This is a genomic window from Candidatus Poriferisodalis sp., assembly GCF_965208895.1.
Taxonomy (GTDB): domain Bacteria; phylum Actinomycetota; class Acidimicrobiia; order Acidimicrobiales; family Poriferisodalaceae; genus Poriferisodalis.
Genome location: NZ_OZ242363.1, coordinates 2,106,808 through 2,131,284, shown reverse-complemented (window position 1 = coordinate 2,131,284; position 24,477 = coordinate 2,106,808). Strand labels below are relative to the sequence as shown.

Sequence of the window (24,477 nt, the reverse complement as noted above, 5' to 3'; positions counted from 1 at the left end):
CGCGGAGGCGGCAGGAGACTCGGCGACGTTGCGACCAGTTCCCGAGTGGATGCGCCGTGATGCGTCGATGACGTCGGCAAGAGGTGCGGTGAGGTGCTGATCTCCCGCCTGCCGGATCGCTGGGGCCGAGGGTTCTGCCGCCTCCGCAGCGGGCGCACCCACCAGCGCGGCTCCTCAGTCGTCGGGGACCGCAGGTGCGTCGGCCCGCAGGATGAACAAACCTTCGGCGTTGACGCACAGACCGTCGGGGCCGTGCACCTCGGCGTGCTGGACGATCTTGCGGCCCGACGTGTGGTCGATCCACGCCCGAAGCCGCAACCGCACGCCCAGCGGGGTCGCGGCGCGGTAGTGGACGGTGAGGCGGCCGGTGTAGGCCTGCCGGCCCCGCATGCGGTTCAGCGCGCCCATCAGCTCGTCGATGATGAGTGCCACCACGCCGCCATGGGTGCGTTCGGGAGGTCCCGCGAACATAGGATCCACCACGGCCTCGCCGGTCACCGACTCGCCCGACTCCTTGAAGTAGCGCACTTCCACCGATGCCGGATGCAGCTGCCCTCCGCCGATCGAGAACGGATCGAACTCGATCTCGTCGCCGTCCGACAGCGGCAGCGGGAAGTACTGGCCTTCGTAGATCTCCCGCAGGTACGGCCGCGAGAGCATGTCGTCGATCTTCACCCGCAGCGTGCCCGCCTCAAGCCGCGCTGCGTTGGCCTCGACCGACGCCGTGATCTCGTCGAGCACCCCGTCTTCGACCCGCCGATTCGCGAGTGCCTGGTTCAGCCGGCGCATCGCCGCGGCCGCTCGCTCGACCGCGCTCCAATCATGACCGGGTCTGATGGGGCTGTGGGGATTGCTCGGCGAATCCTGCTGCGTCACGGCCCGTGACGCTAGCTGTGCTGGCACATACGCTCGTCGTATGCGGCGCACCATCTTTGAAGACGAGCACGAGATGTTCCGCGAGACGGCCAAGGCCTTTGTCGAGCGCGAGATCGTCCCCAACCACGAGAAGTGGGAAGCCGACGGCAAGGTCGACAAGGCCATGTTCCGCAAGGCGGGAGACGTGGGCCTGCTGGCCACCGACGTGGACGAGCGCTACGGCGGCGGCGGCGTCACCGACTTTCGCTACAACGCCATCGTGAGCGAGGAGATCATGGCCTCGGGCGCTGCGAGTTCGGGCCAGTGCATCACGCTGCACAACGACATCTGCCTGCCGTACTTCACCAAGCTGTGCAACGACGAACAGGCCGAGCGCTGGATGCCTGGCATGTGCAGCGGCGAGCTGATGAGCGCCATCGCCATGACCGAGCCCGGCATCGGCTCGGACCTCGCATCGATGAGCACGACCGCCATCCGCCAGGGCGACGGATACATCGTGAACGGCTCCAAGACGTTCATCACCAATGGCATCAACTCCGACATCGTCATCGTGGCGGCAAAGACCGATCCCACCGAGAAGCACCGGGGCATGTCGCTGATCGTGCTCGAAGAGGGCATGGAGGGCTTCGAGCGGGGCCGCAACCTCGACAAGCTGGGGCTGAAGTCACAGGACACCGCCGAGCTGTTCTTCGACGACGTGTTCGTGCCCGAAGAGAACGTGCTCGGCGGCGAGGGCAACGGCTTCATGCACCTGGTGCGGAACCTGCCCCAGGAGCGGCTGTCGATCGCGGTGGGCGGCGTGGCCCACGCACAGGCTGCGTTCGACTGGACGGTCGAATATGTGGGCGAGCGCACTGCCTTCGGCCAGACCATCGCCTCGTTCCAGAACACCCGCTTCGAGCTGGCCGAGATGAAGACTGAGCTCGACATCGCCTGGGTGTTCGTGGACCGCCAGATCGAGGCGCTCAACGCGGGCGAGCTCACCGCCACCGACGCCGCAGAGGCCAAGTGGTGGGTGACCGAGATGCAGCTGCGGGTCATCACCCGCTGCCTGCAGCTGTTCGGTGGCTACGGCTTCATGACCGAGTATCCGATCTCAAAGGCGTATGCCGACGCCCGGGTGCAGACCATCTACGGCGGCACCACCGAGATCATGAAAGAGATCATCGGCCGCGAAGTCACCGGCACCCGGTAGGAAGCACCCATGAGCGAAATTGATACGGCCGAGCCTGCGAGGCGCATCAACTCAGTAGCGATCATCGGCGCGGGCACTATGGGTGCCGGCATTGCCGCGGTCTCGGCGAAGGCTGGCTGCCGGGTACTGCTGCTCGACGTCGACGAAGCCGCCGCCCAGCGGGCGCTCGACGGTGTCGAAGCGGATTTCCAGGGAGTCGTCAGCATCGGCACGGTCGCCGACCGCCTCGACGACATCGCCGGCTACGACTGGGTGTGCGAGGCCGTCGTAGAGGACCTCGCCACCAAGCGGGAGCTCTTCGAACGGCTCGAGGCCGCCCGCAGCGATGGATCGGTCATCTCGTCGAACACGTCGGGCATTCCCCTGCGGCAGATCAGCGAAGGCATGAGCGAGCGATTCCGGCGAGACGTCGCGATCACCCACTTCTTCAACCCGGTGCAGGTGATGAAGCTGTTCGAGCTGGTGCCCGGCGAAGACACCGAGCCTGAGGTGATCGACGCATTCGCCCGCTTCGGCGCCGAGCGGCTCGGCAAGGGCGTCGTGCACGCCAAAGACACCGTCAACTTCATCGGCAACCGCATCGGCTGCTTCTTCATGCTGTCCGGCCTGCACATGGCCAAGCCGTTCCTGGCCGACGGCATGACACAGGAGACCATCGACGCCGTGCTCGGCGCCCCGGTCGGCCTTCCCCCGACGGGTCTGTACGGGCTCATCGACCTGATCGGTCTCGACGTGATGGAGCTGGTGGGCGCCAACCTGGCCCAGAACCTGCCGGCGGGCGACCGGGGGCTCGACTTCGCTGAGTTTCCTGTCGCGGAGCAGGCGATGGCGGACCGCGGCCAGCTTGGGCGCAAGACCGGCGGCGGCTTCAGCCGGCGGATCAGGCTTGACGACGGGTCCCGCAAGGCCGAGACGTTCGACTTGCTCGCCGAGGAGTGGCGACCCGCCGCGCAGCCCGATCTCGAAGGCGTTCCCGCCGAGCTCGGCGAGGTCCTGTTCGCCGAGGGGCCGCACGGCGAGCTGGCGCGGCACATCTTTGGCGGCACCTTGGCCTATGCGGCAGATCTCGTGCCCGAGATCGCCGATGACATCGCGAACGTCGACAATGCGATCCGCTGGGGCTTCAACTGGGTGCACGGTCCGTTCGAGATGCTCGACCACCTCGGACCCGCTCGCGTCATCGAGTTCCTGAGAAGCGTCGACGCCCCGCTGCCGGCCATGCTCGCAGCACTGGAGGCCTCCGGCCGGCCGACGTTCTACGGCCAGGACGCAGACGGCAACCGCATGCAGTTGATGCCCAATGGCACAGTCGCGCCAGTCGACACCGCCGCGGTCGAGACCTGAGGCGCCGACGCTCAGGTCCGCGGACCGCCGGGGCACCGTACATTGGCGTCGCCGCTTCTCGTCTCGTGCTCAGGCTCACTTGCGTCCAGCTCTTTGCAGATCCCGTGTGCAGGATTGGGTGCGTCAATCGGTGATGGTGCCTGAGGCCTGGGCTTCGTAGTTGGCGGCGCCGAAGGTGTACACGATGTGGAACTTGACCGATGTGTCGACGCCGGCGGTGGGCACCCTCGCCGTCAGGTGGGTGTCGCCGCTGTTGATGGTGACGATGTCAGAGGTAGCGATGTTAGGACCGTGGCTGACCATGTAGTAGATGGTCACAGCGCGAGTCGAGCGGCAGCTCAGGCTGATGACGAATTCGAGGTCGTCGCCTCGCTGTGCGGTGGCGTCGGCGACGTCGACGGTCGGGGCGCCTGCGCAGGCCTCGACGGCGCGTACCGGCGGCGGTTCGTCGTCGTCGAGAATCTGCGAGGTCTGTGTCGGCTGCGGGCCGATCTCATAACCGCTGCCCGCTGCGAGCGTTGCGGTGATGGACCCGTCAGGCTCGTCGACGCCGTCGTCGACGGTCGCGACGGTGAGGGTCGCCTGTGTGGCGCCTTGGGCGATCGTCACCGTCTGTGTGCCGGCGGCGGCGCCCCAGTCGCCTGACGCGCTGACCGTCACCTTGACGTCGAGATCTGCCGCGGCAGGCTTCGACGCAGTGACCGTGAACACCGCAGCAGTGCCTTCGGTGCCGCCCGCGGCCGCAGTGATGTCTACTTGCGGCGGCGGGTCGTCGCTGTCGATGATCACCACGGTGGTGGACCCGTCAGCGCGCTGCGTGCCGTCGGTGCCCCATGAGATGCCCAAGGTGACGCCGTCGGTGCTGCCGTTCAGTGTCGGCGCGCGGCTGGCGGTCCCATACGACACGGTGATCTCGTGGTCGGCCCAGTCGCTGTCAGCGACAGCCGTCAATGCCAGATCGACGCGCTGGTCGCCGGGGCCGAACGTGACCTCGAAGTCGTTCGCGAACACCGCGTCGGGATCATTGAGGTCCCGCATCGTCCACTGGACGCCCTCGTCGCCGCCAGTCACGCTCAACGGCACCGTGAGCGTCTCCCAGGATCGCAGCGTCCGCGATACACCGATGCTGAGACCTGCCTGGTTGTGATATCCCGTGCCGTTCTCCGCGACCGACGTCGAGAAGAAGATCATGTACACCGTCAACGGGTCCACATCGTCGTCGGCCACCGCCACCGACGCTGTGCCCTGGGCGGCGGAGATCGTGTAGCCCGCGTCCGCCGAGGGCGCGTCCAACGACACCGACACGCTGCCGGCGGCTTCGTCGGTGCTGTCATCGGAGGTGGGGACCGTCAGCGTCGCTGTCGCGGAGCCCGCGGCGAGCGTCACTGTCTGCGGGCCGGCCGCGCCGCCCCAGTCGCCCTGGGACGACACCGTCACAGCCACGTCGAGTCCTGCGGTCGGCGGCGGTGACGCAGAGATCGTGAACACTGCACCTGAGCCCTCAGTCACATCACCGCCCGCCGCGACGGAGATCTCGGGGACCACCACGGGCACAGCGTCGTCCTGGGCCGGAACGTCGTCGGCGTCGTCCTCGGCGTCTGCGTCGTCGTTGTCGGGGACAACCTCGATCGGGATCGTTCCCGACGAACGCTGCGTGTCAGGGTCGAGCGGGCAGTACGCCAGACCGTCGGCAGTGTCAATGCCGGGCTTGTCTGCGCAGTACTTCAGCACCGGGTACTGCGACGACGTCCCGAAGTCCCACGGATCATCGCCCGGGCCATTGAATCGCCCGTCATAGGCGCCCACGCTCACGTCGACGTTCCAGTCGGCGTAGATGCCCGCATAGCTCGTCGGGGCCTGCAGCTGCGCCGTTGTGTAGCCCGCGCCCAACGCAGCAGGACTGTCGGTCGGGCCGGAGGTGTCTGTGTCCCAATAGCTGGAGTTGGCAGCCCGCCCTTTGTCAGCCCGACGAACGGGCACGGTGCACCCACCGGTCAGACCTTCATTTCTCCAGCCTTGTGGCCGCGACACTTGCCCCACGGAGTAACTCGAGCGCAGTCGCGGCCAATCGCCCAAGCCGCCGCAGAAGAGGGCCACTCCGACCAAGCCGCCGCCGCGTGACAGCACCTGGCCGTTGGACCTGTTCAAGCGCAAGGCGCCTTCCAGCGTCACCGACCCGGTGGCGTAGGTCGCCCTGATTCGCCCGTCTGACCACTGGCCCGCCAAGCCCCCCGCAGAACCCTTGCTGGCACTCACGTCGCCGACGGCATAGCTTGCAGCAATCCCCGACCAGTTCAGTGTCCCGGCCAGGCCTCCGACGTGTGACTCACCATGCACATTGCCCGTGGCGTAGCTCTCGATGACGAAGCCATAGCGCCAGTTCGACCCGACCAGCCCCCCGACGCTGCGTATTCCGGTCACGTCGACGTCAGACCAGACGCCGCTGACGCGGGCACGCTCCACTGAGCCTGCCAGCGCGCCCACTTCATCATGGCCTCGCACGATGCTGTCGGGGTTGGGGGCGCTCAGCCCCACGTTGCGCACATGCCCGCCTGGGCCGATGTAGCCGAACAGCCCCACGTACCACCGAGCACGGTCGTTGATGTACAGATTCGCGATCGTTCGGCCGTTGCCCTCGAAGGTCGCGGTGAACATGCGGGAAAACGCATGGGCCCTGTCCCCTGCATAACTGTTCCCTATGGAGTCCTCGAACAGGTGCAAGGCGTCCCAGTCACGGACCGCCTCGCCGCCCATCAACGGATACCAGCCCCTGCCGCCGTTCCAGAATTCATCGCCCGCGTCGGCCTGCCCGTTCTCATTGGTGTCGAAATCCAGATCCGCGGCCAGCTCGTAACCGACGCAACCAGACGACGGGCAGCCCATCGCCGACACCGCACCGGGGAACGCCGCCGCGAGCTTGGCGGCGCCGTCAGGGTCATGGCCGGTGTGGCCCCACCTGCCTGGCGGATACACGTCGGCTGAGCCGTCGCCGTTGAGGTCCCACCGGATCGCGTTCAACTGCGCCAAGCTCGAAACTTCGATCAAACCGTCATCGTCGACGTCGTAATCCACCGACGCAGGCGGCAGGGTCTGTGCCGCCGCCGGACCCGCCGACACCGGCACCACCAGCCCGGCTGCCAACACCGTCGCTACACAGGCAGCCGCCCAACCCTTGGCCCGCACGGCGCGCCACCGGCGTTGTTGCGTTGCATCGCAGCGCAGCCGCGATCCCCCCGCTCCGCAACTGCGTCGTCCCCGATCGATCTCCCCAGCCATCATGACCACCGTCCTTATGATGTCCACTTGAGGCAACCGCGCCACGATCCCCTCCCAATCCCGGAACCTAATGCCACCATGCACAGGTGTCCAGAGACGGACGCCGACGCCACCGCATGGCGAGAAGACGACAGCAACCTGCGCCTTGGCCTGGTGTTCCGCGATGACTCAGGCGCTAGCTCAGCCTGTGAGCCCTCATCGGGCGTCAATCCGCGAATGCGGAGAACGACCCGTTAGGAGGACGGCTTCACCCGCGTGCGCGGCGGGCAGGGCAGTCGAGTGGCACGGCGTGAGATGCTCGATTCGCGCTCAGCAGGTACGGCGGACGATCGCGTCGGTCATCCGTATCGCCTGGGTCATCTGGGGGGTGTCGTGGACTCGCACTATGTCTATGCCTGCGTAAATGGCGGCGGTGATGGTGGCGGCGGTGCCGAAGAGGCGGTCGTCGATCTCGGCGTTGGTGATCGCACCGATGGTGGATTTGCGCGACGTGCCGATCAGCATGGGGAGCTCCAGCGTCCACAGCTCGGGCAGCCGTCGCATCATCTCGAGGTTCTGCGAGACGCCGAAACCGAAGCCGAAGCCCGGGTCGACCACGATGCGATCGGTGCCTACGCCTGCTTCGGCGCAGATCAGCAGGCTGGTGTGCAGTCCGTCGGTCACATCGACGATCAGGTCGGTGTGGGGCCGGCCCCGCTGGTTGTGCATGAGCACAGCGGCGGCCCCGCGTTCGGCCACCAGCGGCGCCATCTGGGGGTCGAGGCGGAAGCCGGTAATGTCGTTCACCACCGTGGCACCGGCGTCGAAGGCCGGCTCAGCCACCCCTGCCCAGGTCGTGTCCACCGAGATCGGCACTTCGGCGCCGATGCGATCCAGCTCGGCTCGCACGGCCTCGATGACCCTCACCGTCCGACGCCGCTCTACTTCGATGGGTGTGGGTTCTGCACCTGGACGGCTGGAGGCGCCGCCGATGTCGATGATGTCGACCTCGCCGGCCACCAACTCATGTGTCAGCGCTAGGGCTTCGTCGAGCCGATCGGCCACGCCGTCGCCGGAGAACGAGTCGTTCGTGGCATTGATAATGCCCATGACGAAGGTGCGCGAGCCCCACTGCCAGCACGGTCCGCGGCCTGGGTCCCATGATCCATGCCGGTAGCGGCGCCTGATCGGCCAGCCCGGCTGCATGTTCGGATCGGCCGCCTTCAGACTGCGCCGGTCGCGCCGGCTGCGGCTGCGCCGGCCGCTTCGGGCGGCAGGGCGCTGAGCAGATTTGACGCTGCGGCCCGCAGGCCGACCATGCCCGGCGTTGCATCGAACGGCGCCAGGGCGTCCAAGGCCTGGGTCACGTAGTGCTGTGCCGTCGTCACCGAGCTGGCGATTTCGGGGCCGTCCACCACGATCGCCCGGGCTCGATCCCGCCGATCATCGTCCAGGGGCTCGCCCAGCAGCCCGCCGAGGCCGTCATGGGCGGACTGCCCGTCGGCCAGCATCCGGATCACCGGCAGCGTGTACACGCCTTCCCGCAGATCGTTGCCCGAGGGCTTGCCGAGCTCCTCGTCGGAGGCGACGAAGTCGAGCACGTCGTCGACGATCTGGAATGCCATGCCATACGCGAGCCCGAAACTGTTCAAGCGGTCAAGGGTCTCGCCGTCGGCGCCGGCCACCAGCCCGCCGATGCGGCACGACGTGGCGTACAGCTCGGCAGTCTTGCCCCCGATGGCCAGCAAATACTGATCCTCGGTGCGGGTGAGGTCGTAGATCAGCTGCAGCTCGCGCACTTGGCCCTCGCACAGACGTCCGATCGTGGCGGCCAGCAGGGCGGCCACCTCGGTTCCCAGCGACGCCGCCAGCTCGGAAGCCTTCGCCAGCAGGAAGTCGCCCGCGAGGATCGCCTTCAGGTTGCCCCACCGGTGATTCACCGCCTCGATGCCGCGGCGGGTCTCCGCGTCGTCCATGACGTCGTCGTGATACAGCGAGCCCAGATGCACCAGCTCCACAGCCACGCCGCCGCAGATCATGTCGTCGGTGACCGCATCAGGCGCAGCGCCGCCAGGGTCGAGCGCCAGCGCCGACGCGATGACGAACGCAGGCCGCAGGCGCTTGCCGCCCGCAGGGATCAGGTGCGAGGTCACCTCGGTGAGGAAGTCGTCGCCGGTGACCGCTGCGGCACGCAGCGCCGACTCGACACGAGCCAAGTCTTTGTCCGAGCTGGGTCGGGCCTGCAACGGCGAAAGAGGCGCCACGGCGCAACCGTAAACGACAACGGTCGTGTCCCCACACCGGAGCCGCCCCCGAATCCCGTCGCGCTGGCGGGCGTGAACGAGGCCGATCGCTGAGAGAGCGATCCGGCAGGGCATCGTTACACTGCGCTCAGCAGACCCGAAGCACCGTGTGCAACGCCGTGTGCAAGGCTCAGAGCAGGAGGCCCAGTGTTCGAACGCTTCACCGATCGGGCTCGCCGGGTGGTGGTGTTGGCGCAAGAAGAAGCGCGCCTGCTGAATCACAACTACATCGGCACCGAGCACATCTTGCTGGGGCTGATTCATGAGGGCGAGGGCGTCGCTGCCCAAGCGCTCGAGTCGCTGGGCATCTCGCTGGAGGCCGTGCGCAACCAGGTCGAGGAGATCATCGGGCAGGGCAGCTCATCGCCGAGCGGCCACATCCCGTTCACGCCACGCGCCAAGAAGGTGCTTGAGCTGTCGCTGCGTGAGGCGCTGCAGCTCGGTCACAACTACATCGGCACCGAGCACGTGCTGCTCGGCTTGATCCGTGAAGGCGAGGGCGTGGCCGCGCAGGTGCTGGTCAAGCTCGGTGCCGACCTGTCGAAGGTCCGCCAAGAGGTCATCCAGCAGCTGTCGGGCTACAGCGGCTCGGGCGGCGGACGCGAGACCGTCGGAGCCTCGTCCGGGAAAGGCACCGAGCAGGGCGGCCAGAGCGGCTCACTGGTGCTCGACCAGTTCGGACGAAACCTGACCTCCGATGCCCGGGCCAAGAAGCTCGACCCGGTCATCGGCCGGCTGCGTGAGACCGAGCGCGTCATGCAGGTGCTGTCTCGCCGCACCAAGAACAACCCGGTGCTCGTCGGCGAGCCCGGCGTGGGCAAGACAGCCATCGTGGAGGGTCTCGCCCAGAAGATCGTCAGCGACGACGTCCCCGAGCTGCTGCGCGACAAACAGCTCTACACGCTCGATCTCGGAGCGCTGGTGGCCGGCTCGCGCTACCGGGGCGACTTCGAGGAGCGCCTCAAGAAGGTCCTCAAGGAGATCCGCACCCGCGGCGACATCATCTTGTTCATCGACGAGCTGCATACCCTGGTCGGCGCCGGCGCCGCCGAGGGCGCGATCGACGCCGCATCGATTCTGAAGCCGATGCTGGCCCGTGGCGAGCTGCAGACGATCGGCGCGACAACGCTCGAGGAGTACCGCAAGTACCTCGAGAAAGACGCGGCCCTCGAACGCCGCTTCCAGCCGATCACCGTCGATGAGCCCACGCTCAGCCACACCATCGAAATCGTCAAGGGGCTGCGCGACCGTTACGAGCAGCACCACCGGGTCACCATCACCGATCAGGCCCTCGTGGCAGCGGCGAATCTCGCGGACCGCTACATCGCCGACCGGCACCTGCCGGACAAGGCCATCGACCTCATCGACGAGGCCGGGTCGCGCCTGCGCATCAAGCGCATGTCGACGCCGCCCGATTTCAAGGAGATCGAGAAGAAGCTGGCCGATGTCACCGAGCGCAAGAAGCAGGCGGTCGAGTCGCAAGACTTCGAGACGGCCGGCGCACTGCGTGACGAAGAGAAAGATCTGCTCGAACAGCGAACTGAAGTGATGGCCCAGGCTCGGGCCGAAGGGCACGACCTGTTCGACGAGGTCGACGAAGAGGCCATCGCCGAGGTGCTGTCCATCTGGACCGGCATTCCCGTCTACAAGCTGACCGAGGAAGAGACCCAGAAGCTCCTGAGGATGGAAGAGGCGCTGCACAAGCGGGTCATCGGCCAAGACGACGCCATCAAGGCCGTCAGCCAAGCCATCCGGCGCACCCGTGCAGGCCTGAAGGACCCCAAGCGACCGGGCGGCTCGTTCATCTTCCTGGGCCCCTCGGGCGTCGGCAAGACCGAGCTGGCCAAGACACTGGCGGAATTCCTCTTCGGCGACGAGAATTCGCTGATCAGCCTCGACATGTCCGAGTACATGGACAAGTTCACGGTGAGCCGCCTCGTCGGAGCGCCACCGGGGTACGTCGGCTACGACGAGGGCGGCCAGCTCACCGAGGCGGTGCGCCGCAAGCCGTTCTCAGTCGTGCTGTTCGACGAGATCGAGAAAGCCCATCCCGACGTCTTCAACACGCTGCTGCAGATCCTCGAGGAGGGCCGGCTGACCGACGCGCAAGGCCGCTCGGTCGACTTCCGCAACTCCGTGCTCATCATGACCTCCAACTTGGGCACCGCCGACCTGCGCAAGGCGCGGGTGGGCTTCGCCACCGCCGACGAGGGCGCCAGCTACGAGCGGATGAAGGAAAAGGTCAACGATGCGCTGAAGGCGCAGTTCCGACCCGAGTTCCTGAACCGCATCGACGACACGATCGTGTTCCACGAGCTGAGCGTCGACGAGGTGACCGAGATCGTGGATCTGATGATCAAGCGAACCAGCGATCAGCTGCGGGCCCAGGGCCTCGGCCTTGAGCTGACCGATGCTGCCAAGGAATGGCTGGCCCGCACCGGCTATGACCCGCAGCTGGGTGCCCGGCCGCTGCGACGCGCCATTCAGCACAACGTCGAGGACGCGCTCAGCGAGCGGATCCTCTACAAGGAGTTCCACGCCGGCGAGATCATCGTGGTGGATGTCGAGGACGACGAGATCGTGTTCCGCGCCATCGAGGGCTTCGACCCCGGGCCGATTGAGCTCGAAGAGGCCGCAGCCGCCGAGTAGGAGACAGCGCGGACTGGTGAACCATCCCGTTGTCGCACCAGTCATTTCCCGCTCTTGTTCGCTGTCGCTCACGGGCCGCTCGGGCCACGGCTTCGCCCTGCAGGCTCAGCCTCTAGGCGTGGACCGGCGAACACCTCCTCGTGGTGCGCCAGGGCCCAACACGCTGAACCGGATGCCGCGTCGGCGGGCGCTTGGAGCCGCGCTCGCTGGCATGGCCGTGCTGTTGCTGGCGGCGGGCTGCCGGGTTGACCTGGTCGTCGACATCGACATCTCTCATGACGGAGCCGGCAGGGTCACCGTCGAGATCACCTTCGACGAAGAGGTGATGCGGTGGGCGCCCGACCTGGGCGAGCTCATCGTGACCGATGGCCTCGTGGGTTGGGATGTCCGCCAATTCGTCGAGCCGACTCCCGCAGGCGAGCGGCTCAGCGTGACGGCATCCAAGCGCTTCTCGACTCCAGGGGAACTGGCAGCGGTGCTGGCCGAGATCGACCGGCCTGCGGACGGCTCCGCCGGGCTGTTCCGCTCAGCGACCTTCGTGGGTTCGCGTGACGGAGCGCGGGTGCTGTACGACCTGGCGGTGTCCGTCGGCTTGGATCGGCCGGTCTCGGGGCTCGTGAACCCGGCTACTGCTGATGCGCTGGAAGGCGAGCTGTTCGGGCTGCCCATCGGTGAGATCGAACAGCGGGCCGGGGCTCCGCTCGACGAGCTGGTGACGCTGGTGGTGCGGGCGACCGTGCCTCAGGGCGCTGGGAACTTGCCTGCTGAGGGGGTGCTGCGGCTGAACGAGGGTGGCGTTCGGGAGCTGCGTGTCTCTGGTGAGCTGCTGGATGCTGAGGTTGTTGCTGCTGATGCTGAGGCTGACCGGTTGGCTGAGCGGGCATCGCGGGGGGCGCGCATCGCGGTGATCTGGTGGGTTGTCTTGGCTGCTGTTGTGCTGTTGGTAACGGTTATTGCGCTGCGTGGTCGGCGGAGGCGGCGCGGGCTCACTTTCCGGTAGCTGCTTTTTCGGCTTGTGCTCCCCGGGCTGGGGAGGGGCAGGCGCACCCGTGCTTCAAACAGATGAAGCGCTTCGTGCGCACGTTCGGTGTGCGAGGGGCGCTTCATAACTGCGCGCGGGCAGCCCTACCCCTCCCCAGCCCTCGTCTCGTGGTGTCTTCGATCGGCATCGGAGTGCTAGCTAGACGGGTAGCGATGCTGGCCTGCGTGGCCTGCGGGCAGTGCACAGCGTTGGCCCGATCGCGGCCCGAGGTGTCCGCATGCAGCGTGTGCATGCGGCGCAGGCACTGGCGGGTCGGACGTGCGGGTTGGTTCGATTCGGTGCTGGGGCAGCCCGCCGTCGGGGGTCATCTGTCGCAGCATGCCGACGACGTCAGGGACTGTGTATCTCTTGTTGCGCTGGCCGCCCGTGCGCCTGACAATGCCGACCGCTTCCAGGGACGTGAGCGCTCCGCGGGCAGCTCTTTCGGTGACGCCGAGTCTTTGTGCCGCCATGGGGGCATCGAGCACCGGCATCGAGGGGAGCGCGTCGAGGAGTTTCGCCGCTGCGCTGCCGCTGCGAAAACTCGCAGCGTGCTGCCATCTGGCGACCATGCTCTCGACGTTCCGTGTGACTGCTTCTGCCTGCCGGCCGGCCTGTTCGCAGGCGTCGCTGAACACGCTCAGCCACTCGTGCGTGGCGGCGCTGCGGGCCGTTGCGTCATCGGGTGCGCACATGACCCGGGTCGCGTCGAGCGCGCCGTAGTAGCGGGAGCGGTCACTGCTGAGGGCAGTGCTAATCGGGATCGCTGCGTTGGTCAGTCCAGCGGAGACCAAGACGGCATGGATGATGGCTCGGCCTGTTCGGCCGTTGCCGTCCTCGAATGGATGGATCGTCTCAAACTGGGCATGAACGATCGCGGCGCGCAGCACCGGTGGATGACTGCTGGTGTTGAGGTAACCGACAAGATCGCTCATGAGCCCGGAGACATGCTCAGCGGGCGGCGGCACGAACGAGGCATCTTCCACAAGGCAGCCGGCAGGCCCGATCCATATCGGTTGGTCTCGCCACCCCCCACCGATGTCGTGGTCACGCGTCCCGGCGAAGAGGCGCCGGTGGATGTCGAGGATCTCTTCGATCGTGGCGGTGCGGCCGGCCCGCATCTTCTGCCCCAGATCGACTGCGGCTGCGATCTGTTTCGTCGCGCCGAGCGTGAGCGCATCGTTCTCATCGGACACGGGCCGTCCGGCCTGGTCCAGATAGCGCGCCCATTCGAGCCCCGGCTCAGTGGACGCGACACCCTCTATCACGCTCGAACGGATGCTCTCGTCGCGTGTCAGCATCCATTCCGCCAGCGTGCCGCCCAAGCTCGTCTGAGGCAGAGCAGCGGCCGCAGCCAGCGCTCTGTCGGCGGCCGTGAGCGCGTTCAGGGCATGACCGCTGAGGCTAGGTTCCCACCCGGCGAGCGGGTGCGGCACAAAGGCGCGATACGTCCTGCGCCCGAAGCCGGTCGCGCTCGCCATCCACCCCTCGGCATCGACGTATCTGCCCACATGTCCACATTATCGGGTCATATGTGCTGTTCAGCCGTTTCCGCCGACGCGAAAGCACCGCTAAATGGTCGCATGTGCTATTGCGACCCCCACAGTCTCTACCAAACAGTGAAGATGCGGGCAGGGAGCGGGCCGTCATCCTTGTTTGAGCCGCATGATGTCCACGCGCAGGCGCTGTTCGCTTGAGCGGTTCGGCGGGGTCAGGCTTCGTCGGCCGCGTCGGCGTACTCCCCGTATGCGAGGCCCCGCACATACGGTTCTTCGGCGAGTATGCGGCCGAGCTCGGCAAGGCGGGCGGCGTCCCAGCCGAGCGCCTCGGCGACGGCTTCGTCCCATTGGCGGCGCACGTCGCAGTAGCCGTCACGGAACTGCGGCACTTCGATGCCGCGGGTCGCCTCCCAGCAGGCAGCCAGCGTGTCGCGGATGTGGTCGTCGGTTAGGTCGGGGATGGGGAGGTCACGCCAGACGGCGGGGTTGTAGAACGGGAATCGGAGTTTCTTGCCTGGGCATCGCAGGATCAGCAGCCGACCTGGGGTTGAGTTCAGGAACACGGCGGCGGCTTTCGATGGGGTTGGGGCGATTCCTGTGACGGGCATCCATCCTTGGCCGACGTAGCGCTCATCGGAGGCTACGGCAGTGAGGCGTGCCGTTGAGAGGCCGTGCCCCATTGAGACCAGAAGGTGTCCTGCTTTCTCGAGAATCGGGGGTCTGCCAGGTTTCTTCCATTCCCAGTAGGCATCCGGTGCTGCTTCGATCCGGTGCTGGCCGTCCGCGCCTTTGGATTGAAGCACGGGGAACGGCTCGCCGGTGCCCGTGACCTGTTTTCGGTAGTCGTCGCGCATTGCTTGTCCTGTCGCGTGTACTGCTAGTTCTTCGCTTCGGGTCGGCGGCCCGTCTTGCGGTAGTCGGCGTAGAGCGGCTGCAGCGTGGCGTGGACCATCACTTGCCCCTGTCTGCCGTGTTCTCCGTTCGGGTGTATTGGGCGCTGAGTGTCGGGTTGGTCTTGTGAATGGATCGCTCCCCCCCCCCCCCCCCCCGCCCCGCCGCGCAGCGATGCAAGGTCGTCGTGGGAAGCGAATTCCGCGGCCGCATCTGCGAGCTCGGATGAGCGCCACACAGCGGCCGTCCAGTCACCTGTTGCGACTCTCTCGGCGGGCCAGTGCGAGACTTCGCCCCACCCGTCGGGCAGTGTCCCGGTTTCGATGGACCGCAGATGCGAGTGCAGTGTCTCGGTTTCGTGTTCGTCTGCTGGGAACCGGTCCAACGCGATCACGCGTGTCGGGGGATGCGGGCCGTCGTTTCGGCTGAACACGAAGACGCTCTCGTTGATCTCCGTGTTCTGTGACAGGTTCCCGTCACGCGTCGCGAAATTCGTCAAAATCGTGTGGAGGTGGAGACGCGATGCCAGCCAGCGTCGCTCAGCAAGCCCTGAGGCATTGGTGGCGAGAATCGTGGGGGAAATCATGGCGATCACGCCAAGGGTGTCTTCATCCAAGCAACGCTCGGCAAGTGTCGCGAACAGGGGGTGGATGGAGTTCTTGTCGAGCGCTCCGCCCAATGAGGGATCCGAGCTGACCAGCATTTGTTCGAGCGCGTCCATTCGGCTGCGCAGTGCCCGTTGGTCGTCGTTGTCGAACTTCTCGCCGGCTTTGGTCCGATTGGAGAACGGCGGGTTCATGATGACGACGCGGGCACCGGTAGCGGCTGTGGCGGCGTCGTCCATATCGGGGCCTTCGAGCGGCTGTTCGGCGCCCGTTTCGATGCGGGAGGATTCGGCTGCGTCGTCGAACAGGCGACCAGAGGCGATGATCTCGTTCCGGGCCAGCAGTTCGAGCGTGCCGGCGGCTGAGACGCCGTCAGGCTGGGGTCCATAGGGCATCAGGTGCAGTCCCATTTTGCGGTATTTCACGTCGGCATTGCCGGACATGAGCTGGGTGGCTGCCAGCTGGAGGGACACGGGGTTGATGTCGAGCCCTTTCATTGCCTCTTCGACGGCGACTTTCTGCAGTACAGCCAGTCTGTCGCGGTCGGCTCCGTGAAGTTTCGCTCTGCGTTTCATCTCGGCCATTGCTGCGGCCAGCAGCGTCCCTGAGCCGCATGCGAGATCGACAGTCTTGTGGGCACGCCATACGTCGCTGTCTGACCAGTCCAGGTCGTTCCCGCCGTCGACGGCGTCAAAAGCGAGTCGCGCTGCAATGTCCGCAGCGACGGGACGGGTGAAGAACGCTCCGTCGGATGACTGGTCTCCCATGACTTCGTTGAACAGCGCCCCTGCGTGGTCGGTGCCCATGTCGGCGTAGGTGTCAGCGATCATCTCTGCTTCGCCCGCGATGTGCCGAAGGGCTTGCCGCAGCCCGCCGAGCATCCCCGTCCGCTTTGCTGCTGCCAGCACCTCCATGGCCGGGTCGATGACCGGCAGGAAGTCCTGTCGGGTGATGGTGTGCCATGAGTCACGGAGCATCTCGTCCGGCTCGGGCGATGCTTTGATCTCAGCAAGGGCATTGATCCCTTTGCGTCCGAGCCATCCGCCTGCGTGAACCCGCTGGTGCAGCATCGCGGCGTTCATCCACAGCAGCGCCGCGACAGTCGCCCCGTCGGCGCGCGGCTTCCCCGGCTTGGGTGCTGACAACTGGTTCAGCCCGAAATGCTCGTCGAGCGCTGCTGCCATCCCTGATTCCTGGTGCAGGTATCCGGCTGCCTCGCGCACGGCGCCTCTCAACAGGTTCAGGTCGCGTCGGACCTTGTTGCCTGTGAGCCCGGACTTCTCCAACAGGTTCATCGCGATTGCATCGCCCATTTGTCCTGACAGGTCCACCAAGACCCCGTGCACATGCGCCTCGAAATCGGCTTTCTTGCGGGCCTCGCGTTCCTTGCGTCTCCGTTCCCGCTCGTCGGGGTCAGGAACAGGTCTGCCGCGTTCGCCTTTCGCGACTTGGCTGGCGCGACGCTTCGTCTGTCTCTCGTTGACGTCGCCGATCTCTTGACGCGGTTTCGGTTTGTGGCGGACCACAGTGTCCTCACGGGTCTCGGTGCTGCCGTCGCGCCGTTCGACATGCACGATCATCGAGGTCGGCTGATCCTTGAGTTCGGTCCACAGAGCCTGATCGAACCCCTCGGTGTTGTCGAACTCCAGCAGCGGGCGTTCCTGTTTCACGGCGGCGCGTGCGAGGTCTTCGGCGTCGTCGCGGCTGCCGGACACCACCGCGTACTCGAGCTTGGCCTGTCCGCGTCTGCCGATCGCGACAGCGGTCTTCAATTCGAGCAGACGCGGCTGGTCGGCGGGCACCTGGATCGTCAGGAGCTGCGGAAGCGCGTCCTCGATGCGTTTGTCGTGTGCGCGCAGGGCTTGCAGGATGTCGCCGAGCTCGCGCCAGCCTTCGTGCTTGTCGCTGACAGCGAGATGACGTTCAGCGTCGACCCCTGGGGGTATGACGACCGGCACGATGATGTAGCCGATGTCTTTGTCTCGGGCGCGGCGCATCGCCCGTCCGACGGCTTGCACCACGTCGATCGGCGACTTGCGGGGTTCGAGGAACGCGACAGCGGACAGGGACGGGGAGTCGGTTCCCTCACCGAAGATACCGACATTGAGAATCCCGTGCGGGTTCTCGGCTCCCGCAGCGGCAAGGCGACGTTTCGCTTCGTCCCGTTTCGCGACCGGGGAGGACGCGTCGAGATGCTCAAGCGTGTAGGCGGCGTCAACGTCCGGCGTGCGCTTGGCGATCCATGACTTGACGGCTTCGGACTGCAGCACATCGGTCATTGCTCGGCTGCGGGCGATGGTGTTCAGGAACCCGATGCATGACCTGATCGGGACACAGCTCCCGTCGCCGGCTGTGGCTCCCCCGCCCAGAGCGAGAGCGAACGCCATTCCTTTGAGGTAGTCGCCGGTGGTGGGCAGCCGCTCGCTTCGCTTGGCGCGCGGCTTGGGCTTCCCGCTGTCGCTTCGGGACGACGCGGTCTCGGCTTCCTCTGCTGCCTTCTGGTCGGCTTCGAGCACAAGCAGATTGGCCACGGCGAGGGCTTCCTCGTCTCCGATCCCCATAGCGATTATCCGATAGTCGGATAGCCATCGGTTGCGCACGGCATCGATGTATGTGCGGCGATACAGATCGACGCCGAACACCGACTGTTCGTCCATGTGCCTCACTACCCACTTGGCGTTTTTGGCTGTGCCCGCCGTTTCGTCCGCCCCGGAGTCTCCGTAGATTCGCGGTGTGGCCGTCTGGTAGACGCGATAGGCCGCCGGGAACGCTTCACGGTCATGGCAGAGCGTGAAGTCGCGCAGCCTCTCGTCGGCTGCGGTGCTGCGCTTGCGTCGCCGCACACCGGCTGTGCGATGCGCCTCGTCGCAAACCAGCACCTTGAAGCCGTCCGCGGCGTCGGCTCGAGCGACGCCGTCGGCGATGCGGCCCGCGGACTGATAGGTGCCGAAAATCACGCTCACCGTGTCTGCTGAACGCTCGCCGCGTCTTCCCTTGATCCATGCCGCGATCTCGGCGGGATCGGTCGTGACAGGGCAGCCTTTGATCACGTCGACGGTTTCCATGCCCCGGTCAAGGGTGGCGTCGTCGTCGTTGGCGACTTTCTCCTCGTCCGCTGCGACGCCCTGATCGGAGCACACAGCCATCACCCGCAGCGCAGCCTCAGCGTTCTCGAGGAACTCGCGACGGATCTGCGCCACCAGAGCAATCGACGGGCACAGCACCACCGAGAACTCGCCCTTGTACGTCAACTGCTCGACGATGCGCAAAGCAATCCTGGTCTTCCCTGTGCCGCACGGAAGAACGATGCGTCCACGGGCTTCGCCGCGCGGAATGCCGGGTTCGTCGGCTTGCTCGTTCACCCGCAGCCTGGCCACAGCCGTTTCGACGGCTTCGCGTTGCATGCACGAACGCGTCTGCGTCAACGGCACAGCTTCGCCGGATCGGTCAGCGGCGTTCGCCGTTTCGCCGTCGCAGTGCGGGCAAGGCTCAGGATCGCTCCGAGCAGCCAACGCCGCTCGCTGCATCTCGACTGCGTGGGCGACGTTCACCACTTTCACAGGAGCGCCCGACATGGCGACTTTGCCGGGAGAATGCCCCGCCAGACGCACATCGCCGTTCACGGTCACCCAGCGTTCCGCCCATATCGTCTTGTCCGCGGCTGCGCCGAGAAACTTGTTCATCTCCGGCGAGTTGATCGGCGCCCCTTCTCCGCGGTCATCAAGCTGCCTCGCTTTCGCCTGTATCGCCACCCACCGGCCGTCGTCACGACGTCGAGCCACCAAGTCAATGCCCACATCTGTGGTAGGCGTGCCTTCGGGCATCACGTCTTCTCGTTCGGACCAGTCCTGCCACCGCCAGCAGCCGTCCAGATTCCAGTCGCTGATCAGCGGCGCCACAGCGGCGGTCAGATGCTCAAGCCACACCCCGTCCGTCTGCTCACGGGCATGAGACGTCAGAGAGGCAAGCGCCTCGCTGAGAATGTCTGGGGGATCGCTGTCCTCCGTCATGGGAGAACTCCCCAGCGCGGTTCAGGCTCGGGGCGGATGGGAGCGTTCACGAAAACCTCCAAGCGCCCGGGGGATGTGTCGTGCTTCCTGCGCCGCCGCTGAGTATGTGCGGGCTGAGCTCGGCGGGGGCAGCGAACGCCAAGCGAAGCATGAAGCCATGAAACTAGTGGGCTTGGGTTTGCCAGGTGAGGGAGGGTGGGGGCTTCTCGAATCTTCGGTCATAGAAGCTGACACGCACCTCTGCGCCGCCGCCGCGGCAACGGCGGAGCACCTGCCGTACGAGCGCGTCTTCTTCGGCGTCTGAGCATCCGTGAAGATTCCAGTGGATCAACGCTGAGTTATCCGTCCAGATCGGGACTTCCTCGGTGGAACCGAAAGTTGCGAAGACGACCCCGTGGCGTTCAGGCAGCCGGAACATCAGCAGCCAAGGCTTCCGTAAAGTCTACACGAATCCGAGCCGTTGCAGTCGGTGAACGTTCTGATGCACTGCCCGTCGGACGCGTGGGTACATCTCGTACCCGAATTTGTCGTGGCGCCGAGCCCGAAGAAGCGTCGTTGCAGGTTCCGTCGCGGATGCCTTCAGCCCCTTCAGCCCCTTCAGCGCCATGCGTGCCCATGAGCGCGCATGGTCCAACTCTCGTTCCTTGCGCACGATCGTTCGCTGGCAGCCCGGGCAGCGCCTCGGGGCGATGCTGACGGTGTCGTCTGCGATGATCGTGTGAGCGAGCTGTGTGATGCTGTCCCAGCGCGGGCGGCATACGAATACAGGCAAACCGGAATGTTCGTAACGAAGCCGCGTCGCCTCCTTGATCTCGTGAGTGACGACAATCTCGACGATCAAAGGACGGCGGACTCCGCCGAGCGTCGCATGTGGCAGATGTGCATGCAATCGCGTGCTCGGGCTCCGATAGAGTTGAGTTCCTAGAGCGGTCGACGCAGAGTCCGCCCCGGAGCAAGACCGGGTCGCTCGCAAAAATGGGAGATCCAGGTTAGAGGCCTGGCCCCCTCGACGGGGTGTAGCTCAACTGGCAGAGCGCCCATTTTCTATCGCGCCTGCTGCTCCGCGGCATCCGAACTGTGCGGTGCCGGGGCGGCAGTCATTGCTTATGGGTACTTGGCGGCGTCCAGCCAAGCACCCTTGTTGAAGGCCGCCAGAAACAACTGAGGCTTTGACAGCCCGACGGCGCCGTAGCGATCCCGAGCGTGGCCGACGAGTCCCCGTCCCCAAGCTTCGCTGTTGCGAGTTCTGGAGGACGCCTGCCTGTAGTCATCTACGCAGGCTTCAGCCCAGTGTGACTGCGTGAGACCAGCCTGCAAGAGCACATTGACACCACGCCCCAGTCCCTTGGTCACAGCGAAGACCGAGAACACATCGAGCAGGCTGTACTTCGCGCGACTTCCACGAGCGAACTCGTCAACTTGTCTCCGAGTCAGCTTGCGCCACCTGTCCTGCGCCCCGGTGCTCAGACTTCTCGCTCGGTCTTGCAGCGCCTTTGTCACGATTCCCCCATTGTGTATGTGGCAATTCCGCATCAACCGATACAGATGGAAGAGTTCGAGATCGAGCGACGCACGCTGATCGAGGGCGTGGCCGGTCATAGACAAGAGAGCCTCGTGCATGTTGGAGGTCCTGATGTCGCCTATCGAGTTCATCTCCTTCGGCAACCGGAAGCCGGACATCTCGAGGATCCACTCAATGCACTGCGTGACGAAATCTTCGTGGATGGCTAACGCGTACGGAATGGCGACGGTCGCAAGATGCGGCCCGGCCGCACCCAGCACGTCGGCCGCGGCATCAGGGCGGAGGTTGAAACGAGCGATGTGCGGAACGGCTGGAAAGATCTCAGGCAGCAGCCGGTTCGACCCCGCCGTCAACTGCAAGGTGTGGGAGGCCAGAGCCGATCCGGCAAGGAACGACACCATCGCGTTGTTGGCGTGCTGTCGTGTCGTCGTGTAGTGCCGGTATATGGGGAATTGCACTGTCGAGGCCATCGGCGCTCCTGCGGAAATGGGCGACGCGATCCCGAGAGGCTAGAACTCGGTGCCGAGTTGGACGGTGGGTATTGTCGTGGAACGCGTGCCCTGTGGTCGTGCTTCTCAGCGTTCCTTGCGCTTGCGGCCGCCGTCTCGCGGTGCCCGTGACCGGGGCAGACTTGGCGGGTGGCTCGGACTTGGGCGCTTGTATTGGCTGCCGGGGCGGGGACTCGGTTCGGCGCTGGGGCAGGTAGCGCTTGCGTCGGCCGCCTCGCGCTGCGTCATCCTTCGAGGCGAGTGTCGCGGCGGCATTCAGCCAGGGGCAAGGCACCGGGAAGCAGCGTCCGCGATGACCCGTCGCCGCCGCGGGTGCCGCGAGCGGCCATGCGGCTTGCCGTTGCGCCAAGCGGGGCTAGTTACCCTGTGGTGATGGCTGTGCGCGATGACGCGCTGGTGGTTCCGACGGTTGAGCGTGCTCGGGCTGCTGCGGATGTGCTGGCTGGTGAGGGCGTTTCGTTGGTGTTGCTGTTTGGGTCGGTGGCTGCGGGCACGGCTCGTGAGGGCAGCGATATCGATTTGGTTGCTGTGTTCGATGACATCGATTACGCGGAGCGGTACCCGCGCCGGTGGAGGCTTGAGGCGAGCTGCGCTGCGGCGGCTGGTGTGCCGGTCGATGTGCATGTCACCGATTGGCCTGAGTGGCGTCATCGCACTGTGGGGGTGAGTTCGTCGTTTGAGGCGAGCGTCGCCGCGCAGCCGTTGGGGCGGACGCTGTTTCGGCGCGGCCCGGTCGCTGCGACGGTTGATTGGGGCAAGGAGATCGGGATGCCTGCGAGCAATCTTGACGAGGCCGCCGAACGGCTCAGCGACGTGCGGCAGGCGCTCGCAGACATGACTGCGGCCTGCGGGCAGCGCACTGGCGAGGTTGGCATCGTGGACGGCCGGACCGAGGTCGACGGGTCGGTCAGGGAAGAGCGTTTGCGCAGTCTGTGCGCGAATGCGTCGATGGCGATCGAGCATGCGCTCAAGGCGTGGTGCGCCGCGAGCGGCGTCGCTTCTGAGCGGACCCATAGCGTCGCTCGGCTGCTGGGGCAGGCATCGCCGCTGCCTGGCGAGGTGCAGGACGCGCTCGGTGCGCTGGAGGCCAACACGCTGCGTCCGAGCCGGGAGGCCTACGACGATGTGTCGTGCTGGCGGATCGGCGGCACCTACCCGTCCGCTTTGCCTCAAGCCACGCTGGGCAGCACGCAGCGGCTCGCCGGGCTGCTCGCTGCGGCAGCCGTTGCGTCGGTCGGTGCTGTGCTGGGGCGCCTGTTGGGTGAGGGCCTCGACCGTTCCGACGAGCGGTTCGCGGTCTGCGAGCGGCGTCTGCGCAGCGCCCAGGCCGTGCTCGCCGCCGCCGACCCAGTCACCGGCGAGCCGCGACACGACGACGCCTCGACGACACCGCAGCAACGGGCCGCGCAGGCGCAGCAGGGACCCTGATCGGCACGAGCATTACCCTGTGGTGATGGCTGTGCGCGATGACGCGCTGGTGGTTCCGACGGTTGAGCGTGCTCGGGCTGCTGCGGATGTGCTGGCTGGTGAGGGCGTTTCGTTGGTGTTGCTGTTTGGGTCGGTGGCTGCGGGCACGGCTCGTGAGGGCAGCGATATCGATTTGGTTGCTGTGTTCGATGACATCGATTACGCGGAGCGGTACCCGCGCCGGTGGAGGCTTGAGGCGAGCTGCGCTGCGGCGGCTGGTGTGCCGGTCGATGTGCATGTCACCGATTGGCCTGAGTGGCGTCATCGCACTGTGGGGGTGAGTTCGTCGTTTGAGGCGAGCGTCGCCGCGCAGCCGTTGGGGCGGACGCTGTTTCGGCGCGGCCCGGTCGCTGCGACGGTTGATTGGGGCAAGGAGATCGGGATGCCTGCGAGCAATCTTGACGAGGCCGCCGAACGGCTCAGCGACGTGCGGCAGGCGCTCGCAGACATGACCCGTGCGTGCCGGCTCGACGACGATGAGGTCCTCATCGTGGACGGCCGGACCGAGGTCGACGGGTCGGTCAGGCAGGAGCGTTTGCGCAGTCTGTGCGCGAATGCGTCGATGGCGATCGAGCATGCGCTCAAGGCGTGGTGCGCCGCGAGCGGCGTCGCTTCTGAGCGGACCCATAGCGTCGCTCGGCTGCTGGGGCAGGCATCGCCGCTGCCTGGCGAGGTGCAGGACGCGCTCGGTGCGCTGGAGGCCAACACGCTGCGTCCGAGCCGGGAGGCCTACGACGATGTGTCGTGCTGGCGGATCGGCGGCACCTACCCGTCCGCTTTGCCTCAAGCCACGCTGGGCAGCACGCAGCGGCTCGCCGGGCTGCTCGCTGCGGCAGCCGTTGCGTCGGTCGGTGCTGTGCTGGGGCGCCTGTTGGGTGAGGGCCTCGACCGTTCCGACGAGCGGTTCGCGGTCTGCGAGCGGCGTCTGCGCAGCGCCCAGGCCGTGCTCGCCGCCGCCGACCCAGTCACCGGCGAGCCGCGACACGATGACGCTTCGGCAACGCCGTCGCGCCAAGGTCACTAACAACGCAAAGGGGCCTCGTCAGCTGTTTGCGCGGGGCAGCGCACTACGCGCAGATTCGCGGCACTGCATCGCGCGCGTCAGTAATCCGTCGGGCTGAGCACCTCAGCACGCGACCGGCCGCACGCCCGCTTCAGTACTGTAAGGACGACATCGACGCACCAGCACGGGTCGGCTCGCCAAGAGCTGGACCTGCACCGATGCGGGGTCCGCAGACGGTATCGCACGTCAGGCTGCTCGGCCTGCGGGCCGACGAAGACCGGCGTGTCAATCGTGTCTCGTCGCGTTTTCTGTATGTCGAGGGAGCGAC

General features: G+C 66.3%; 16 protein-coding genes. 6 read left to right on the top strand and 10 right to left on the bottom strand.

Translation table 11 applies throughout. The features are described 5' to 3' along the window. Nucleotides 1-174: 174 nt before the first annotated feature. Entirely contained in the window at nucleotides 175-876 is a 702-nt protein-coding gene (locus tag ACOGJB_RS09610; RefSeq protein WP_419840586.1) for a PaaI family thioesterase, read from the bottom strand. Nucleotides 877-916: 40 nt separating this feature from the next. Here ACOGJB_RS09610 and ACOGJB_RS09605 point away from each other — a divergent pair, with 40 nt between their 5' ends. Both ACOGJB_RS09605 and ACOGJB_RS09600 read left to right on the top strand, forming a co-directional pair. Further along, nucleotides 917-2,071 carry an acyl-CoA dehydrogenase family protein gene (locus ACOGJB_RS09605; RefSeq protein ID WP_419840585.1) on the top strand — a complete coding sequence of 385 codons (1,155 nt, stop codon included), beginning with the start codon at nucleotides 917-919 and terminating at the stop codon, nucleotides 2,069-2,071. Nucleotides 2,072-2,080: 9 nt separating this feature from the next. Continuing rightward, complete coding sequence (locus tag ACOGJB_RS09600) at nucleotides 2,081-3,415, top strand: 3-hydroxyacyl-CoA dehydrogenase family protein (protein WP_419840584.1); 1,335 nt, start codon at nucleotides 2,081-2,083, stop codon at nucleotides 3,413-3,415. Nucleotides 3,416-3,538: 123 nt separating this feature from the next. On the opposite strand, the gene ACOGJB_RS09595 is transcribed toward ACOGJB_RS09600, so the two are convergent. From ACOGJB_RS09595 to ACOGJB_RS09585, 3 genes are all read right to left on the bottom strand, one after another. Further along, a complete protein-coding gene (locus tag ACOGJB_RS09595) occupies nucleotides 3,539-6,694 on the bottom strand; it encodes a hypothetical protein (protein ID WP_419840583.1) in 3,156 nt (1,051 codons plus the stop codon). Nucleotides 6,695-7,000: 306 nt separating this feature from the next. Next, nucleotides 7,001-7,780 carry a dihydropteroate synthase gene (gene folP / locus ACOGJB_RS09590; protein ID WP_419840582.1) on the bottom strand — a complete coding sequence of 260 codons (780 nt, stop codon included), beginning with the start codon at nucleotides 7,778-7,780 and terminating at the stop codon, nucleotides 7,001-7,003. Nucleotides 7,781-7,893: 113 nt separating this feature from the next. Beyond that, a complete protein-coding gene (locus ACOGJB_RS09585; RefSeq protein WP_419840581.1) occupies nucleotides 7,894-8,934 on the bottom strand; it encodes a polyprenyl synthetase family protein in 1,041 nt (346 codons plus the stop codon). 186 nt (nucleotides 8,935-9,120) lie between these two features. On the opposite strand from ACOGJB_RS09585, the gene ACOGJB_RS09580 reads away from it, so the two are divergent. Next, a complete protein-coding gene (locus ACOGJB_RS09580) occupies nucleotides 9,121-11,622 on the top strand; it encodes an ATP-dependent Clp protease ATP-binding subunit (RefSeq protein ID WP_419840580.1) in 2,502 nt (833 codons plus the stop codon). 172 nt (nucleotides 11,623-11,794) lie between these two features. Then, nucleotides 11,795-12,622 (top strand): hypothetical protein, encoded by an 828-nt coding sequence (locus tag ACOGJB_RS09575; protein WP_419840579.1) that lies wholly within the window; start codon nucleotides 11,795-11,797, stop codon nucleotides 12,620-12,622. A 176-nt stretch (nucleotides 12,623-12,798) separates the two neighbouring features. Here ACOGJB_RS09575 and ACOGJB_RS09570 read toward each other — a convergent pair whose 3' ends face one another. The 6 genes from ACOGJB_RS09570 to ACOGJB_RS09545 form a co-directional block, all read right to left on the bottom strand. Then, nucleotides 12,799-14,154, bottom strand: coding sequence for a Fic family protein (locus tag ACOGJB_RS09570; RefSeq protein WP_419840578.1), 1,356 nt, complete (start codon nucleotides 14,152-14,154; stop codon nucleotides 12,799-12,801). 200 nt (nucleotides 14,155-14,354) lie between these two features. Continuing rightward, nucleotides 14,355-14,996, bottom strand: coding sequence for a hypothetical protein (locus ACOGJB_RS09565; RefSeq protein WP_419840577.1), 642 nt, complete (start codon nucleotides 14,994-14,996; stop codon nucleotides 14,355-14,357). A gap of 23 nt (nucleotides 14,997-15,019) precedes the next feature. Further along, nucleotides 15,020-19,648 carry a DEAD/DEAH box helicase family protein gene (locus tag ACOGJB_RS09560; protein WP_419840576.1) on the bottom strand — a complete coding sequence of 1,543 codons (4,629 nt, stop codon included), beginning with the start codon at nucleotides 19,646-19,648 and terminating at the stop codon, nucleotides 15,020-15,022. Between the two features lie 163 nt (nucleotides 19,649-19,811). Then, nucleotides 19,812-20,066: a hypothetical protein gene (locus tag ACOGJB_RS09555; RefSeq protein WP_419840575.1), complete on the bottom strand. Its 255-nt coding sequence runs from the start codon at nucleotides 20,064-20,066 to the stop codon at nucleotides 19,812-19,814. Nucleotides 20,067-20,090: 24 nt separating this feature from the next. Then, the gene (locus tag ACOGJB_RS09550) at nucleotides 20,091-20,489 is read right to left on the bottom strand and encodes a hypothetical protein (RefSeq protein WP_419840574.1); all 399 of its coding nucleotides are present in this window, start codon (nucleotides 20,487-20,489) and stop codon (nucleotides 20,091-20,093) included. Nucleotides 20,490-20,752: 263 nt separating this feature from the next. Further along, on the bottom strand, nucleotides 20,753-21,640 hold the full coding sequence (locus ACOGJB_RS09545; RefSeq protein ID WP_419840573.1) for a hypothetical protein: 888 nt from the start codon (nucleotides 21,638-21,640) through the stop codon (nucleotides 20,753-20,755). A gap of 411 nt (nucleotides 21,641-22,051) precedes the next feature. On the opposite strand from ACOGJB_RS09545, the gene ACOGJB_RS09540 reads away from it, so the two are divergent. Together ACOGJB_RS09540 and ACOGJB_RS09535 are read left to right on the top strand one after the other, a co-directional pair. After that, nucleotides 22,052-23,107 (top strand): nucleotidyltransferase domain-containing protein, encoded by a 1,056-nt coding sequence (locus tag ACOGJB_RS09540; protein ID WP_419840572.1) that lies wholly within the window; start codon nucleotides 22,052-22,054, stop codon nucleotides 23,105-23,107. Nucleotides 23,108-23,132: 25 nt separating this feature from the next. Continuing rightward, a complete protein-coding gene (locus ACOGJB_RS09535) occupies nucleotides 23,133-24,170 on the top strand; it encodes a nucleotidyltransferase domain-containing protein (protein ID WP_419840571.1) in 1,038 nt (345 codons plus the stop codon). The last annotated feature ends 307 nt before the right edge of the window (nucleotides 24,171-24,477 follow it).